This is a genomic window from Streptomyces sp. NPDC002076, from assembly GCF_053593835.1.
Genome location: NZ_JBSFDI010000016.1, coordinates 49,291 through 64,744, shown reverse-complemented (window position 1 = coordinate 64,744; position 15,454 = coordinate 49,291). Strand labels below are relative to the sequence as shown.

General features: G+C 72.8%; 14 protein-coding genes. 2 read left to right on the top strand and 12 right to left on the bottom strand.

What is annotated here, in order from left to right; all coding sequences use genetic code 11:
• From ACWCQS_RS29995 to hrcA, 9 genes are all read right to left on the bottom strand, one after another.
• Positions 1-906: a ribonuclease Z gene (locus ACWCQS_RS29995; RefSeq protein ID WP_451007338.1), complete on the bottom strand. Its 906-nt coding sequence runs from the start codon at positions 904-906 to the stop codon at positions 1-3.
• Between the two features lie 6 nt (positions 907-912).
• The gene (locus ACWCQS_RS29990; RefSeq protein ID WP_451007337.1) at positions 913-1,266 is read right to left on the bottom strand and encodes a histidine triad nucleotide-binding protein; all 354 of its coding nucleotides are present in this window, start codon (positions 1,264-1,266) and stop codon (positions 913-915) included.
• A 49-nt stretch (positions 1,267-1,315) separates the two neighbouring features.
• Entirely contained in the window at positions 1,316-4,510 is a 3,195-nt protein-coding gene (locus ACWCQS_RS29985; RefSeq protein ID WP_451007336.1) for a S41 family peptidase, read from the bottom strand.
• Positions 4,511-4,556: 46 nt separating this feature from the next.
• The gene (locus tag ACWCQS_RS29980; protein ID WP_451007335.1) at positions 4,557-5,123 is read right to left on the bottom strand and encodes a hypothetical protein; all 567 of its coding nucleotides are present in this window, start codon (positions 5,121-5,123) and stop codon (positions 4,557-4,559) included.
• Positions 5,124-5,302: 179 nt separating this feature from the next.
• Positions 5,303-5,695, bottom strand: coding sequence for a VOC family protein (locus tag ACWCQS_RS29975; protein WP_388622214.1), 393 nt, complete (start codon positions 5,693-5,695; stop codon positions 5,303-5,305).
• Positions 5,696-5,711: 16 nt separating this feature from the next.
• Positions 5,712-6,464 (bottom strand): 16S rRNA (uracil(1498)-N(3))-methyltransferase, encoded by a 753-nt coding sequence (locus ACWCQS_RS29970; protein ID WP_451007334.1) that lies wholly within the window; start codon positions 6,462-6,464, stop codon positions 5,712-5,714.
• Positions 6,461-7,579, bottom strand: coding sequence for a nitronate monooxygenase (locus ACWCQS_RS29965; RefSeq protein WP_451007333.1), 1,119 nt, complete (start codon positions 7,577-7,579; stop codon positions 6,461-6,463). Before ACWCQS_RS29965 ends, ACWCQS_RS29970 begins: the two co-directional genes overlap by 4 nt.
• 220 nt (positions 7,580-7,799) lie before the next feature.
• Positions 7,800-8,936 (bottom strand): molecular chaperone DnaJ, encoded by a 1,137-nt coding sequence (dnaJ, locus tag ACWCQS_RS29960; protein ID WP_450984473.1) that lies wholly within the window; start codon positions 8,934-8,936, stop codon positions 7,800-7,802.
• Positions 8,937-9,953, bottom strand: coding sequence for a heat-inducible transcriptional repressor HrcA (hrcA, locus tag ACWCQS_RS29955; RefSeq protein WP_451007332.1), 1,017 nt, complete (start codon positions 9,951-9,953; stop codon positions 8,937-8,939).
• Positions 9,954-10,120: 167 nt separating this feature from the next.
• Here hrcA and ACWCQS_RS29950 point away from each other — a divergent pair, with 167 nt between their 5' ends.
• Both ACWCQS_RS29950 and ACWCQS_RS29945 read left to right on the top strand, forming a co-directional pair.
• On the top strand, positions 10,121-10,843 hold the full coding sequence (locus ACWCQS_RS29950; protein ID WP_451007331.1) for an MBL fold metallo-hydrolase: 723 nt from the start codon (positions 10,121-10,123) through the stop codon (positions 10,841-10,843).
• Between the two features lie 34 nt (positions 10,844-10,877).
• A complete protein-coding gene (locus ACWCQS_RS29945) occupies positions 10,878-11,693 on the top strand; it encodes a DUF3097 domain-containing protein (protein ID WP_451007330.1) in 816 nt (271 codons plus the stop codon).
• Here ACWCQS_RS29945 and ACWCQS_RS29940 read toward each other — a convergent pair.
• From ACWCQS_RS29940 to ACWCQS_RS29930, 3 genes are all read right to left on the bottom strand, one after another.
• Entirely contained in the window at positions 11,671-12,267 is a 597-nt protein-coding gene (locus tag ACWCQS_RS29940) for a Uma2 family endonuclease (RefSeq protein ID WP_451007329.1), read from the bottom strand. The two genes, ACWCQS_RS29945 and ACWCQS_RS29940, sit on opposite strands and share 23 nt — an antisense overlap.
• Positions 12,268-12,349: 82 nt before the next feature.
• Complete coding sequence (gene hemW, locus ACWCQS_RS29935) at positions 12,350-13,582, bottom strand: radical SAM family heme chaperone HemW (protein WP_451007328.1); 1,233 nt, start codon at positions 13,580-13,582, stop codon at positions 12,350-12,352.
• A gap of 27 nt (positions 13,583-13,609) precedes the next feature.
• Entirely contained in the window at positions 13,610-15,436 is a 1,827-nt protein-coding gene (locus tag ACWCQS_RS29930; protein WP_451007474.1) for a SpoIIE family protein phosphatase, read from the bottom strand.
• Between the last annotated feature and the right edge of the window lie 18 nt (positions 15,437-15,454).

The following is a 15,454-nucleotide window of genomic DNA, read 5'->3' as shown; positions in this document are numbered from 1 at the left end:
CTACCGCCGTTTCGGAACCGGCACCCGCAGCAGATCGTGCGCCACGCTCAGCTCGCCCTCGAAGCCCGCCGCCCGCGCCTGCCGCTCGAACTCCTCCGGTTCGGTGTAGCGCTGGCTGAAGTGGGTGAGGACGAGGTGCCGTACCCCCGCCTGCCGGGCGATGGCGGCGGCCTGCCCGGCGGTCAGGTGACCGTGCTCCACGGCCAGTTCGATGTCCTCGTCCAGGAAGGTCGACTCGATGACGAGCAGGTCGCAGCCCTCCGCGAGCGCGTGCACGCCGTCGCACAGCCGGGTGTCCATGACGAACGCGAACCGCTGCCCGCGCCGCACCTCGCTGACGTCCTCCAGCGTGACCTCCCCCAGCCGGCCCTCGCGCTGCAGCCGGCCGACGTCCGGGCCCTTGATCCCGTGCGCGGCGAGCCGGTCGGGCAGCATACGGCGGCCGTCGGGCTCGATCAGCCGGTAGCCGTAGGACTCGACCGGGTGCGAGAGCCTGCGGGCCTCCAGGGTGTACGCCGGGGTCACCGCGAGGATGCCGTCGGCGGCGACCGGCGCCTCGGCGATGCCGACCGTCTCCCGGTAGGCCGTGGCGTACCGCAGGCGGTCGAAGAAGCGCTGCCCGGAGCGCGGATAGTGCGCGGTGACCTCGTGCGGCACCTGGTCGAGGTTGATCCGCTGGATGACACCGGCGAGGCCGAGGGAATGGTCGCCGTGGAAGTGGGTGACGCAGATCCGGTTCAGGTCATGGGCGGCGACCCCGGCGCGCACCATCTGGCGCTGCGTGCCCTCGCCGGGGTCGAACAGGATGCCCTCGCCGTCCCACCGCAGCAGATAGCCGTTGTGGTTGCGGTGCCGGGTGGGGACCTGGCTGGCCGTGCCGAGGATCACCAATTCACGTACGGACACGGCTGGTTACCCGGGCGGCCACTGCAGTCCACGGCCGCCGAGGACGTGCGCGTGGGCGTGCCAGACGGTCTGGCCGGCGCCGGAGCCGGTGTTGAAGACGATGCGGTAGCTGTCGAGCTTCTCCTCGTCGGCCACGGCCTGGGTCTCGGCGAGGACGTCGGCGGCGAGTTGCGGTGCCTCGGTGCCGAGGACGGCGGCGTTCTTGTAGTGGGCCTTGGGGATCACCAGGATGTGGGTGGGGGCCTGGGGGTTTATGTCCCGGAAGGCGACGGTGGTGTCTGTCTCGCGGACGATCGTCGCCGGGATGGTGCCCGCGACGATCTTGCAGAACAGGCAGTCGTCCTGCGGTGCTCCGGCCATGCGTGTGCCTCCTCACGCTGGTGATCAATACCGGTGCATCGTAGTCGTATCAGGTCGGCATTCCCGGAGGAGTTTTCGCGGGCCGTTCCTCCAGCGCCGCCAGCGCGAGCCGGATCGCCTCGTCGAGTTGGGTGTCACGGCCCTCCGCCCAGTCCTGCGGCCGCTGTACGACCTCCACATCCGGGTCCACGCCATGGTTCTCCACGTCCCACCCCACCCCCTCCAGCCACATCGCGTACTTCGGCTGGGTGATCAGGGTGCCGTCGACCAGGTGGTAGCGGCTGTCGATGCCGATGACGCCGCCCCAGGTGCGGGTGCCGACGACCGGGCCGATGCCGAGGGCCTTGATCGCCGCGTTGACGATGTCGCCGTCGGAGCCGGAGAACTCGTTGGCGACGGCGACGACCGGGCCGCGCGGGGCGTCGAGGGGATAGCTGGTGGGGCGCATGCCGCGCGGGAGGTCCCAGCCGATGATGCGGCGGGCCAGTTTCTCCACGACCAGCTGGGAGGTGTGGCCGCCGCGGTTCTCGCGGACGTCGACCACGAGCCCTTCGCGGGCCACCTCCACGCGCAGGTCCCGGTGGATCTGCGCCCAGCCGGGGGCCTGCATGTCGGGGACGTGGAGGTAGCCGAGGCGGCCGTCGGAGGCGGCGTGCACGTGGGCGCGGCGGTCGGCGACCCAGGCGTGGTAGCGCAGGGGTTCCTCGTCGGCGATCGGGATGACGACGGTGTGCCGGGGTTCGCCGCCGCCCGCCGGGGAGACGGTCAGCTCCACCGGGTGGCCCGCCGTGCCGACGAGGAGCGGGCCGGGGCCCGTCACCGGGTCGACCGAGTGGCCGGCGACCGCGATGATCGCGTCTCCGGGGCGGACGGCGACGCCGGGTGCGGCGAGCGGGGAGCGGGCGTCCGGGTCGGAGGTCTCCGAGGGGAGGATGCGGTCGATGCGCCAACTGCCGTCCGGGTGGCGGGAGATGTCGGCGCCGAGCAGTCCGTGCCGGGGGCCGCCGCCCCGGCCGCCGGAGGGGATGACGTAGGCGTGCGAGGTGCCGAGTTCGCCGTGCAGCTCCCACAACAGGTCGACCAGATCGCTGTGGGTGGCGAGGCGGGCCAGCAGGGGGCGGTAGCGGGCGAGGACGCCGGTCCAGTCGACGCCACCGAGGTCGGCCCGCCAGAAGTGGTCGCGCATCAGCCGGCCGGTCTCGTCGTACATCTGCCGCCACTCGGCGGCCGGGTCGAGGGTCTGCCGGACGCGGGCCAGGTCGACGGTGACGCTGGTGTCGCCGTCGTCGTCGGTGCCGGTACGGCGGTCGCTGGGGACCACCCGGAGCCGGTCGTCGGTCCACAGCAGCACACGTTTGCCGTCGCCGCTGACCTCGAAGTGGTCGGCGTCGGAGGCCAGGTGCTCCAGGCGCCGCTGGGCGAGGTCGTAGCGCTGCAGCTCGGTGTGCGGGTCGGGGTCCTCGGGGTGGGCGCGGGCGGTGCCGAGGACGCCCTGCACGGGGTGGCGCAGCCAGAGCACGCCGTCCTTGGCGGCGCGCAGGGTGGAGTAGCGGCCGGCCTCGACCGGGAAGGGGACGATCCGGTCGGCGAGGCCTTCGAGGTCGATGCGGGTGGCGGGGGTGCCCTCGCTGTCGGGGGTCTCGTCCTTGTCCGGGGTCTCGAACGGGCGGCCGTGCCGCTGCGGGCCGAAGGGCGAGGGGGTGGTGGCGGCGAGGGTGATCAGGTGCGGGCGGGCGCCGACCACGAAGGCGAGGTCGAAGACGTGCTCGTCGTAGACGGGGTCGAAGGCGCGGTTGGAGAGGAAGGCGAGGTGTTTGCCGTCGAGGGTGAAGGCGGGGGCGTAGTCCTGGAAGCGGAGCGGGGTCGCCTCGGTGACCGAGAGGTCGGTGGTGTGGGCGATGCGCAGCTGGGAGAGCGGGCGGGGGCCGGGGTGGGCCCAGGCGAGCCAGGCGGAGTCGGGGGAGAAGGCGAGGCCGGAGACCTCGCCGTCGTCGCTGCTGTCGACCTCGCGGACCTCGCCGGTCTCGCGCTCGACGAGCAGCAGCCGGCCGTCGTGCGCGGCCACGGCGGCCCGGCTGCCGTCGGGGGCCATGGCCAGTTCCAGGACCCGGCCGAGCTGTCCGGCGGCCAGCCGGCGCGGGGGCGCGCCGGGCACGGTCCCGGTCGCGGGGGCGAACTCCAGGGCGTCGTCGCCCTCCGCGTCCGTCACCCACACCACCCACTCCTCGCCCTCGGCGCGGAAGGCGCGCGGCATCCGGGCGCGGACCCCGGAGGTGGCGGCGAGGGCGCGGGCGGGCCCGGAGCGGTGGGTGACCCAGTGGATCCCGCCGCGCACGCACACGGCGCTGCCCCGCGCGGTGTGGTCCGGGGCCGCCTCGCCGAACCAGCGGGCGGCGTTCACCGGGCGGGGGCGCAGATCGATCCGGGGCCCGCCGAGGCGCACGTCCAGCCGGCGCGGCTCGGCGCTCTCCAGGTCGTCCAGCAGCCACAGTTCACCGGCGCTGCTGTAGACGACCCGGGTGCCGTCGCCGGAGGCGTGCCGGGCGTAGAAGCCGTCGAGAGGGGTGTGGCGGCGCAGGTCGGAGCCGTCGGCGAGGGAGGAGTAGAGCGCGCCGGTGCCCTCGTGGTCGGACAGGAAGGCGATCCTCTCCCCCACCCACACCGGGCACTCGATGTTCCCGTCGACATCCTCGTGCAGCCGGACGAACTCCCCGTCCCCCGCGCCGTCGATCCACAGCTTGCCCGCCGTACCGCCCCGGTAGCGCTTCCAGTGGGCGGCCTCGCGGCCCATCGGCGCGGACAGCAGCACGGTGGCCGGGCCGAGGGCCACATCGCCGACCGGGCCGTACGGCAGGGTCTCGGCCGGTCCGCCGTCCAGCGGGACGGCATGCGCCCAGCTGTGCCGGAAGCTGTGCCGGCCGTGCGCGCCGAGCGCGAGCACCCGCCCGTCGGCGGTCCAGCCGAGCACCTCGGTACGGCGGTTGCCCCAGTGGGTCAGCCGGTCGGCGGGGCCGCCGTCGACGGGGGCGACATGCACCTCGGGCGCGCCGTCCCGGGTGGAGCTCCAGGCGAGGAAACGCCCGTCGGGTGATATCCGGGGCTTGGTCACCGGCATGTTGTCGGCGCTGACCCGCCAGGCCCTGCCGCCGTCCAGGGGCGCGAGCCATACGTCGTCCTCGGCGACGAAGGTCACCAAGTCGCCGTGTACATGAGGGAATCGGAGATAGGCGGCACCCTGAGTCACCCCGTCACTGTACGCAGCGACGGCTGTGCCTCGCCGGGTATTCCGATCACTTCCCCTCGACGGGCCAGCAGGTGGGGTCACCCTTGCACCAGATGGTGCGGGTGACAGTGACAGTGACGGTCACGGTCGGCTTCCCGCCGCCCGGCCGGTAGGTGGGCGGCCGGTACGTCGGTCCGGGCGTGGCGGCACAGTCGCCGAGCCCGCTGACGTGGAACACCTGTCTGCCCCCGACCTCGGCGGTCAGATCCCCCCGCACACAGGCGCCGTCGACGGCCTTGGTCACCTTCCCGGTGACCCTGATCTTCCGCCCGTCCTTGGTCTCCCCCTGGCAGTCGACGGAGACGACGGTGGTCGCGGACGGTGAGGGCGTCGCCCCGTGCGCCGTCTTGCCGCCGTTGCCGTAGTCGCCGGTGCAGGTGAGCCAACTGACGTCGATGTGCTGCTGCTTGAGCCTGGCCGTCGCGGTGGTGTCCGTGGTGTAGGCGACGGACGCGACACTGAGGTCGTCCGGCTGACACGCCACCATGGCCGCGCCGGCCACCACGACGAGCCCGGCCACGGCCACCGCCCGCGTCCCGCATCTCCCGTACCGAATCCGCCTCAATGCCCGCATGCAGGGCAGAGTGCCACCGGCACGAACGGCACGGAAGGCCACATACGGCCACTCACCCGTTCGGGGTCCGGGCCGGCGCGCCCTGAAGGGGCGCGGGGAACTGCGCGATCAGCCCCCACGGCGCCGCAGTCGTCCGACAGGACATCCCGGCACTGCACGCGGTCAAACCAGCGGAGCGCCTAGCCGCGCAGCAGCAGCCACTCCTGGAGTTCGACCAGGTTGCCCTCCGGGTCCTTGAGATGGGCGACTCGCATGCGGTCGGTCATGGGGGCCGGGCCGTGGAGGAGGGTGGCGCCGCGGGAGGTGATCTCGGCGCAGTAGGCGTCCAGGTCGTCCACGCGCAGGACGACCAGGGAGCGGTGACCGGTGGCCGTGTCCCCAAGTTCCGCCAGCACCTCGGCCATCATCGCCCGGTCCTGCAACGCGATCCCGGCAGAGCCGGCGTGCGGGCTGAACTTCTCGTACGGCCCCTCGGTCGCGCCGGACTGCGGCTTCAGGCCGAGAACGTCGGCGTAGAAGCGGTAGCAGGCGGCGAAGTCGGTGACCAGGAGCCGGACTTGGGCGAGTTCCACGGTTGTCCCCCAGGTGTCAGGACCAGCGGCCGGTGCGGCCCAGCAGCAGGGCCACGGCGGCGGTGCCGGCGGTTGATGTACGCAACACGGTAGGACCGAGGACGTACGCCTTCGCACCCGCCTCCTGGAAGAGCGCCAACTCGTCGCGTGCGACGCCCCCTTCGGGGCCGACGACCAGCACGATCTCGCCCTCGGTGGGCAGTTCGGCGGTCGCCAGCCGCTCACTCGCGTGCTCGAAGTCGGAGTGGAGCACGGCGGCGAAGTCGGCCTTGGCGAGAAGTGCGGCAACCTGCTTGGTGGTTGCCGCGTCCGCGACCTCCGGGAAGCGCAGCCGACGGGACTGCTTGCCTGCCTCGCGCGCGGTGGCCCGCCACTTGGCCAGCGCCTTCTGACCCCGGTCGCCCTTCCACTGGGTGATGCACCGCGCGGCCTGCCAGGGCACGATCGCGTCGACCCCGGTCTCCGTCATCGTCTCCACGGCGAGTTCGCCCCGGTCGCCCTTCGGGAGGGCCTGGACCACGGTGATCCGGGGGCTGGGCTCCGGCTCCACCGGGAACTCGAAGGGCTCGACCACCATGTGGTCCTTGCCCGACACGCTGACGACGACCCCGGCCGCGCCCCGCCCCTTGCCGTCCGTCAGCACCACGTTCTCACCGGGCTGCAGCCGCCGTACCGAGACCGCGTGCCGCCCCTCGGGGCCGTCGACGTCGACGACCGAACCGGGGCCCACGCCCTCCAGCGAGTCCACGACGAACACCGGCGCGGTCATCGCAGTCCCCCCTTGCCCGACAACGCTGTCCGGGCCGCGTCGAGTTCGGCGGCCAGCACCTCCACCAGCTCCCCGGCGGGCAGCTCGCGGGCCAGCCGGTGTCCCTGCCCCGCCCACAGCGCCATGCCCTGCGCGTCCCCGGCCTTGGCGGCGGCCTTGCGCAGCGGCGAGGTGAGGTGGTGGATCTCCGGGTAGGCGGCGGGAGCGTACGGGCCGTGCTCGCGCAGGAAGCGGTTGACCAGTGCGCGCGCCGGGCGGCCGGAGAAGGCCCGGGTCAACTCGGTGCGCGCGAAAAGGGGGTTGGTCAGCGCCTGCTTGTGTACGGCCTGGGCGCCGGACTCGGGGGTGGCGAGGAAGGCGGTGCCCAGCTGGGCCGCGCTCGCGCCGGCCGCGAGGACGGCGGCAATCTGGCTGCCGCGCATGATGCCGCCGGCGGCGACGACCGGGATGCTCACGGCCTCGCGGATCTGCGCGACCAGCGACAGCAGCCCGATCCCGGCGCCGTCGTTCTCGGGGAGGTCCCGGTGGGTGCCCTGGTGGCCGCCCGCCTCCACGCCCTGCGCGATCACCGCGTCCGCCCCGGCCCGCTCGACGGCGCGGGCCTCCTCGGCGGTGGTGGCGGTGACCAGGGTGAAGGTGCCGACGCGGCGCAGGCCGTCGAACACCTCCCGGCTCGGCACGCCGAAGTGGAAGGAGACCACCGGCACCGGGTTGTCGAGGAGTACGGCGAGCTTGGCGTCGTAGCCGTCGTCCCGGCCGCTGTCCGGATCGCCCAGCTCGGTCTCGTACCAGGCGGCCTCGCCGGCCAGCTGATGGGCGTAGACCTCGACGGCGCCGGAAGGGGGCACGGCGTTGGCCGCTCCGGTGGAGCCGGTGCCCGCACCGGGGTACTCGGACTGGGGCATGAACACGTTCACACCGAAGGGGCGGCTCGTCAGCCCGCGCAGCTGCTTGATCTCCTGGTACATGCCATCGGCGGTCTTGTACCCGGCGGCGAGAAACCCGAGGCCACCGGCCTCGGAGACGGCGGCGGCGAGCTGCGGGACGGAGACACCGCCCGCCATGGGGGCCTGCACGATCGGGTAGGGGAAGAGATCGGTCAGCGCGGAGGACATGACCGCATGTTGTCACGTCCTTTGAACAAGTCCGAATCCGGGCGACCGATGGCATAAACCAATGGCATACGGGGTGCCGAAGCACCCCGTCAGACCTCCACCGGCGACGGTTCAGCGCCCTTTGAACGCATCCCTCAACCGCGAGAAAAACCCCTGCTGCCCCGGCTGACCGTGCCTGCGGGGGCCGACCCTCGGACCCCCGGTCACGCCGCAGCGCACGTCAGCGCCCGTTGAACGCGTCCTTCAACCGCGAGAACAACCCTTGCTGTCCCGGCTGGAACTGCCCCTGGGGCCGTTCCTCGCCGCGCAGCTTGGCCAGCTCGCGCAGCAGGCGCTCCTGGTCCGGGTCCAGCTTGGTCGGGGTCTGCACCTCGACGTGCACGATCAGGTCACCCCGGCCGCCGCCGCGCAGATGCGTGACGCCCCGGTTGTGCAGCGGGATCGACTGGCCGGACTGGGTGCCGGGCCGGATGTCGACCTCCTCCATGCCGTCCAGCGTCTCCAGCGGCACCTTGGTGCCGAGCGCCGCCGCGGTCATCGGGATGGTGACCGTGCAGTGCAGGTCGTCACCGCGCCGCTGGAAGGTCGGGTGCGGCAGCTCGTGGATCTCGACGTACAGGTCACCGGCCGGACCGCCGCCCGGCCCGACCTCGCCCTCACCGGCGAGCTGGATCCGCGTGCCGTTGTCGACACCGGCCGGGATCTTGACGGTGAGCGTGCGGCGGGAGCGGACGCGGCCGTCGCCGGCGCACTCCGGGCACGGGGTCGGCACGACCGTGCCGAAGCCCTGGCACTGCGGGCACGGCCGGGAGGTCATGACCTGGCCCAGGAAGGACCGGGTGACCTGCGAGACCTCACCGCGGCCCCGGCACATGTCACACGTCTGAGCGGTCGTACCGGGCGCAGCGCCCTCACCGTTGCAGGTGTTGCAGACGACCGCGGTGTCGACCTGGATGTCCTTGGTCGTCCCGAAGGCCGCCTCGTCCAGCTCGACCTCGATCCGGATCATCGCGTCCTGGCCGCGCCGGGTGCGCGAGCGCGGGCCGCGCTGCGACGCCGTACCGAAGAACGCGTCCATGATGTCGGAGAAGTTGCCGAAGCCACCGGCCCCGAAGCCGCCCGCGCCCGCGCCGCCGGACTGCGAGAGCGGGTCGCCGCCGAGGTCGTAGACCTGCTTCTTCTGCGGGTCCGACAGCACCTCGTAAGCGGCGTTGATCTCCTTGAACCGCTCCTGGGTCTTCGGATCGGGGTTGACGTCCGGGTGCAGCTCGCGCGCGAGCCGACGGAACGCCTTCTTGATCTCATCCTGCGACGCGTCGCGGCGCACGCCGAGAACGGCGTAATAGTCCGTGGCCACTTACGACTCCGCCAGGATCTGTCCGACGTACCGTGCCACTGCGCGTACCGCTCCCATCGTTCCCGGATAGTCCATGCGGGTCGGTCCGACCACGCCGAGCTTGGCAACCGCCTCGCCGCCCGAACCGTAGCCGACCGACACCACGGAGGTGGAGTTGAGTCCCTCATGGGCGTTCTCGTGCCCGATACGCACCGTCACGCCCGGATCCTTCGCCTCGCCGAGGAGCTTGAGGAGCACGACCTGCTCCTCCAGGGCCTCCAGGACGGGCCGGATCGTGAGGGGGAAGTCATGTCCGAAGCGGGTGAGATTGGCGGTACCGCCGATCATCAGCCGCTCCTCGTTCTCCTCGACGAGTGTCTCCAGAAGAGTGGAGAGCACCGTCGAGACCGTACCGCGGTCCTCGGGGTCGAAAGCCTCCGGCAGGTCCTCGACCAGCGTCGGCACGTCCGAGAACCGGCGGCCCGCGACCCGGCTGTTCAGCCGCGCGCGCAGATCGGCGAGGGAGGTCTCGCCGAAGGGCGCCGGGCAGTCGACCATCCGCTGCTCGACCCGGCCGGTGTCCGTGATCAGCACGAGCATCACCCGCGCGGGGGCGAGCGAGAGCAGTTCCACGTGCCGCACGGTGGACCGGGTCAGGGACGGGTACTGCACGACGGCGACCTGCCGGGTGAGCTGCGCGAGCAGCCGTACCGTCCGCGCCACGACGTCGTCGAGGTCGACGGCGCCCTCCAGGAAGTTCTGGATGGCGCGCCGCTCGGGCGCGGTCATCGGCTTGACGCCCGCCAGCTTGTCCACGAACAGCCGGTAGCCCTTGTCGGTGGGGATGCGCCCCGCGCTGGTGTGCGGCTGCGCGATGTACCCCTCGTCCTCCAGGGCCGCCATGTCGTTACGGACCGTCGCCGGGGACACGCCGAGGCTGTGCCGCTCGGTGAGGGCCTTCGACCCGACCGGCTCCTCGGTGCCGACGTAGTCCTGGACGATGGCGCGCAGTACCTGCAGCCTGCGTTCACTCAGCATCCGCGCGCACCTCCAGCACGTCGTCCCTCGGTTCCTGTCCTGCGGTTCGTCCGCCTGGCACTCTTCGCATGCGAGTGCCAGCGTTCCCCGGCCCAGTGTACGGCTGTCGGGTACACCCAGGGCAAGGTCGGTGCGGCGCCGGCGGCTCGTGCGGCTAGCGTCACGGTATGACGGTGACTTGGGAAGAGCTGGGGTGGGAGCGGCTGGCCGCGGGGGTCGGCCGGTGCCGGCTGCCCGGCTGGGACTGCACGGTCGGGCTGGTCCTCGGGCAGGGTACGGCGCTGATGGTGGACGCCGGCTCCGGCCTGGCCGAGGGCGCGCGGCTGCGGACACAGGCCGAGGAGCTGGCCGGCGGCCGTGTGACCCATCTCGCGCTGACCCATCCCCACTTCGACCACGTCTTCGGGGCGGCGGCCTTCGCGGGGTCGGAGGTGTACGGGGCGGTGGGTGTCGACGTGGTGTTCGCCCACGAGCGCGAGGAGCTGCGCCTGGACGCCGTGCGCAACGGACTGCCGGTCGCCGACGCCGACGCGGCGGTGGACGCGCTCGTGTCGCCCCGGCATCCGGTCTCCGGCGAGTGGACGCTGGACCTCGGGGGCGGCCGGCAGGTTCTGCTGGCGAACGTGGGGCCGGGCCACACGGCGCACGATCTGGCCGTCCTGATCCCCGGTTCACCGGAGGTCGTCTTCTGCGGCGACCTGGTCGAGGAGTCCGGCGAGCCCCAGGCGGGCCCGGACGCTATCCCGTCCCGCTGGCCGGACGCCCTGGACCGGCTCCTGTCCCTGGGCGGCGAGGACGCGCTGTACGTGCCCGGTCACGGAGCGGTGGTGGACGCGGCGTTCGTACGACGGCAACGCGAGGAGCTGGCAGCGCGTTTCGGCGTGTCGTAGGCGCGGGTCCGCCGGTTTCCCTATCGTCATCCGAATGCGCCAGTACTCCGCCGACCTGACCCCGCCCTGGAAGAAGCAGCAGCCGGTGCCGGAGGTACCGGCGGAGCCCGGCCTGGTGGTGGAGGAGCCCGGCACCGGTTTCTGCGGGGCGGTGATCCGCTGCGAGGCGGGCACGGTGACGCTGGAGGACCGCTTCGGCAAGCACCGGGTGTTCCCGCTGGAGCCACGGGGTTTTCTGCTGGAGGGGCGGGTGGTGACGCTGGTACGGCCGTCGTCCTCGGCTCCGCTACGACCCACCCGTACCGCCTCCGGCTCGGTCGCCGTACCCGGTGCCCGCGCCCGCGTGGCCCGCGCCGGCCGTATCTACGTCGAGGGCCGGCACGACGCCGAGCTGGTCGAGAAGGTGTGGGGCGACGATCTGCGCATCGAGGGCGTGGTCGTGGAGTACCTGGAGGGCGTGGACGACCTGCCGTCGATCGTGTCGTCCTTCGCGCCGGGTCCGGACGCGCGGCTGGGCGTCCTGGTGGACCACCTGGTGCCGGGCACGAAGGAGTGGCGGATCGCGGAGTCGGTGACCAGCGAGCACGCGCTGGTGGTCGGCCACCCGTACATCGACATCTGGCAGGCGGTGAAGCCGGCCGCGCTGGGGATCGAGGCCTGGCCGACGGTGCCGAAGGGTCAGGACTGGAAGACGGGGGTGTGCCGGGCGCTGGGCTGGCCGTCGGAGAACACCGGGGCGGTGTGGCAGGCGATCCTGAAGCGGGTGGGGTCCTACAAGGATCTGGAGCCGGAGTTGCTGGGGCGGGTGGAGGAGCTGATCGACTTCGTCACGGGTAGCGGTGGGGCCTGACGTTCGGGAACGCTCCGAACTCGGTGGTGTCCAGTTCGAGTCCCAGATCCTCCAACGGGACTGGATCACCGAACTTGATGATCTCCTGGCTGCGGTAGTCAGCGTCCTCACCCTGGCCCGAAGGCTTTGTCAACAGGACGCAGTGCGCCATGACCGGGTCGAGGATGAGGTAGGCGGGGATCTTTCCCGCCGCGTAGATCGAGCGCTTGACCACGTAGTCCTGGTGGACGCTGGACTTGGAGACGACCTCGACGACCATCGTGATCAGCCCGGACGGCAACAGGCGCCCTGAACGCGGCATTGCGTCGCGCTCCATTACCACCAAGTCCGGCACCGGCTCGCTGGCCTCGTCAAGGATGTCGACGTCCTGGGTCTGAAGCCGAGCCCACCGCTTGCGCGGGATCTGGTCCAACACGTCTTCCACGATCATGTTGTGGACCAGATCAGGGCTGGCCATCATCACAATTACCCCCCGGAGAAGCTCGACCCTGACGCCCTCCGGAGGCTCGAACTCCTCGAAGAACTTGGTCATCCCACGCTCGTCCACAGCGGTCATCTCCGTGGCCCTCCACATCCGCCGCGTCCTTTTGGCGGCAGCCTACGAACCAGGTTAGGGACCGAACCGGCGTTCCGGGGGGATTCACTCGCGGGAGTGATCAGTCCACCAGGTCCCGCACCACCGCGTCCGCCAGCAACCGCCCCCGCAGCGTCAGCACGGCCCGCCCCTCCTCGTACGGCCCCTCCTGGAGGAGCCCCTCCGCCAGCGCGCGCCGGGACGCCGCGAGTCCCTCCTCCTTCAGCAGGGACAGCGGCACCCCCTCCCGCAGCCGCAGTTCCAGCAGGATGCGCTCCACGCGCCGGTCCTCGTCGGACAGCAGCTCCCGACCCGCCCCCGGGGAGCGGCCGGAGGCGAGCGCCGCCGCGTACGCCCCCGGATGCTTGACGTTCCACCAGCGCACCCCGCCCACGTGCGAGTGCGCCCCGGGACCCGCGCCCCACCAGTCGGCGCCGCGCCAGTACAGCTCGTTGTGCAGGCAGCGGCCCGCCTCCGAGGTGGCCCAGTTGGAGACCTCGTACCAGTCGAAGCCCGCCCCGGACAGCACCTTCTCGGCGATGAGGTACCGGTCCGCGTGCACGTCGTCGTCGGTCATCGGGACCTCGCCCCGGCGGATCCGGCGGGCCAGCTGCGTGCCCTCCTCCACGATGAGCGCGTACGCGCTGATGTGGTCCGGCCCCGCGCCGATCGCCGCGTCCAGCGAGGCCCGCCAGTCGTCGTCGCTCTCGCCGGGGGTGCCGTAGATCAGGTCGAGGTTGACGTGCTCGAAGCCCGCCGCTCGCGCCTGAGCCACACACTCCTCGGGGCGGCCCGGCGTGTGGGTGCGGTCGAGCACGCGGAGCACATGCTGCCTCGCGCTCTGCATGCCGAAGGAGATCCGGTTGAAACCGCCTTCCCGGAGGGTGGCCAGGTACGCCGGATCGACCGACTCCGGGTTCGCCTCCGTCGTGATCTCCGCGTCCGGCGCCAGGCCGAACTCGTCGCGGATGGCCCCCAGCATCCGTACGAGGTCGTCCGCGGCCAGCAGCGTGGGCGTACCGCCGCCGACGAACACCGTGCGGACCTGGCGCGGGTCGTCGCCGAGCACCTTCCGGGCGAGCCGGATCTCGTCCGTCAGCGTGTCCGCGTAGTTGTCGCGGGACGCCAGCACGCCTCCCGTGCCGCGCAGCTCCGTGGCGGTGTAGGTGTTGAAGTCGCAGTAGCCGCAGCGGGTCGCGCAGTACGGGACGTGCAAGTAGAAGCCGAGCGGGCGGTCGGCCGCCCCGGCGAGCGCGTGCGCGGGCAGCGCGCCGTCGGCGGGGACGGGCTCGCCGTCGGGGAGTGCGGAAGGCATGTACTCCATTGTCCCGTACGGCGGCGGTCACTCCGCCTGGAGCACCAGCAGGGCGAGGTCGTCCTCGAGCGGGCCCCCGCCGAAGTCGTCCACCAGGCGGCGGATCCTCTCCGCGATCAGCTCGGCGCTGAGCCCGGCGCAGCCGGACAGGGCGCGGGCGAGGCCGTCGCCGTCGTCGAACTGGCGCGAGCCCGAGCGCCGCTCGGTCACCCCGTCGGTGACGCACAGCAGGCTGTCGCCGGACCGCAGATCGAGGGTCTCGCTGGTGTACGTCTCGTCCTCGACCACGCCGAGCAGCGTCTGCGGGCCGGCGGCGGTGCGCACGGTGCCGTCGGGGCTCAGGACCAGCGGGAGCGGATGGCCGGCGGAGGCGAGGGTGCAGCGGACGCCGCCGTCGTACGGGGTCAGCTCGCCGTAGAGCAGGGACAGGAAGCGGGTCTGCGGGCCGTCCCCGGTGGCCAGGCGGCCGCCGGCGGCGACGAGGGCGCGGGCGGCGGCGTCGGCGGCCTCGGTGGCGTCGTCCAGGAGGAGCTGGTTGAGGCGGTCGAGGACGTCGGCGACCCGGTAGCCCTCGCGGGCGAGGAGGCGCAGCCAGGGGCGGGCGAGGCCGATCACGACCGCCGCCTCGGGCCCCTTGCCCTGGACGTCGCCGACGGCGAAGCACCAGCGGCCGTCGCCGGCCGGGAACAGGTCGTAGAAGTCGCCGCTGGGGCCGCCCTTGTCGCACGGCTCGTGGACGAGCGCGCTGCTCACGCCGGGGATCTGGGCGACCGCTCCGGGCAGCAGGCCGCGCTGCAGGACGGCGCTGATGGTGGCCTGGCGGGCGTACTGGCGGGCGGCGCCGATCGCCAGGGCGACGCGACGGCCGAGGTCCTCCACGAGCCCGGTGACCTCGTCGGGGAAGCGCGCGAACCCGCTGCGGCCGATGACCAGTGTGCCGAGCGGCCGGCCGCCCGCGATCAGCCGGTACGCCAGCGCCGTGCCGTCGGCGCCCTGCGGGCCGAGCGCATGGCCGGGCCAGGGGTACGGCTCGGGGCCGGAGCGCAGCCCCTCGCGCAGGCAGGGCGGCTCCTTCTCCAGGGCGCACCGCAGTTCCTCGATGTGGTTCTCGCTGGCGTGCCAGACCCGGTCGGGGCCGCCGGCGGCGCCGCCACGCAGGGTCGCCTCGTCCTCCAGCCACACCGCGCACCAGTCGGCGAGCCGGGGCACGATGAGCTGGCCGGCGAGGGCGGTGACCAGGTTCTCGTCGAGCTGTCCGGCGAGCAGGTCGGAGGCCTCGGCGAGGAACGACAGCGCGCCCCGGCCCAGCCAGTCCCGGTCGCCGTGGGCGCGGTGCGGGTGCGGGGCCAGGTCCTCCGCGACCTCCAGGGGGGCGTCCGGGGCGGGGGCGTCCGGGTCCTCGACGCCGCCCGGGGGCAGCCGCGCCCAGACGGTCTTGGCGCCGGCGCGGTAGGTGACGCCCCAGGACTCGGCGAGCGTGGTGACCAGGCGCAGGCCGCGCCCGCACTCGGGGGTGTCGTACGCCGCCTCGCCGCCGAGCGGGTCGCGCGGGGCGCGGGAGGGATGCCGGTCGCCCACCTCCACCACGAACGCGCCGCTGTCCTCCAGCAGCCAGTCGACCTCCACGTCCGTGCCGGCGTGCACGACGGCGTTGGTGACCAGCTCGCTGACGACGGCCAAGGCGTCGTCGACGAGCCGCGCCGGTATCCGGGACACCTCGGACGCCTCGGCCAGCGCGGCCCGCACCAGCGCACGGGCCGCCCCGGGCGCGAGGGGGCTTCCGGGCAGCGTGGCCCGCCCCCGTACCTCCCAGGCCCGGGGCTCGCCCTCCCGCTGCGTCGGTATGGCCGCCATGTCCATGCGGCCAGGGTG

Coding starts and splice junctions, on each gene's coding strand:
- ACWCQS_RS29965 (WP_451007333.1), bottom strand. CDS start 7,579: ATGTCCTCCGCGCTGACCGATCTCTTCCCCTACCCGATCGTGCAGGCC.
- hemW (WP_451007328.1), bottom strand. CDS start 13,582: ATGCCTTCCGCACTCCCCGACGGCGAGCCCGTCCCCGCCGACGGCGCG.
- hrcA (WP_451007332.1), bottom strand. CDS start 9,953: ATGCTGAGTGAACGCAGGCTGCAGGTACTGCGCGCCATCGTCCAGGAC.
- ACWCQS_RS29930 (WP_451007474.1), bottom strand. CDS start 15,436: ATGGCGGCCATACCGACGCAGCGGGAGGGCGAGCCCCGGGCCTGGGAG.
- ACWCQS_RS29970 (WP_451007334.1), bottom strand. CDS start 6,464: ATGACCGCGCCGGTGTTCGTCGTGGACTCGCTGGAGGGCGTGGGCCCC.
- ACWCQS_RS29990 (WP_451007337.1), bottom strand. CDS start 1,266: ATGGCCGGAGCACCGCAGGACGACTGCCTGTTCTGCAAGATCGTCGCG.
- ACWCQS_RS29980 (WP_451007335.1), bottom strand. CDS start 5,123: ATGCGGGCATTGAGGCGGATTCGGTACGGGAGATGCGGGACGCGGGCG.
- ACWCQS_RS29940 (WP_451007329.1), bottom strand. CDS start 12,267: ATGTGGAGGGCCACGGAGATGACCGCTGTGGACGAGCGTGGGATGACC.
- ACWCQS_RS29945 (WP_451007330.1), top strand. CDS start 10,878: ATGCGCCAGTACTCCGCCGACCTGACCCCGCCCTGGAAGAAGCAGCAG.
- ACWCQS_RS29950 (WP_451007331.1), top strand. CDS start 10,121: ATGACGGTGACTTGGGAAGAGCTGGGGTGGGAGCGGCTGGCCGCGGGG.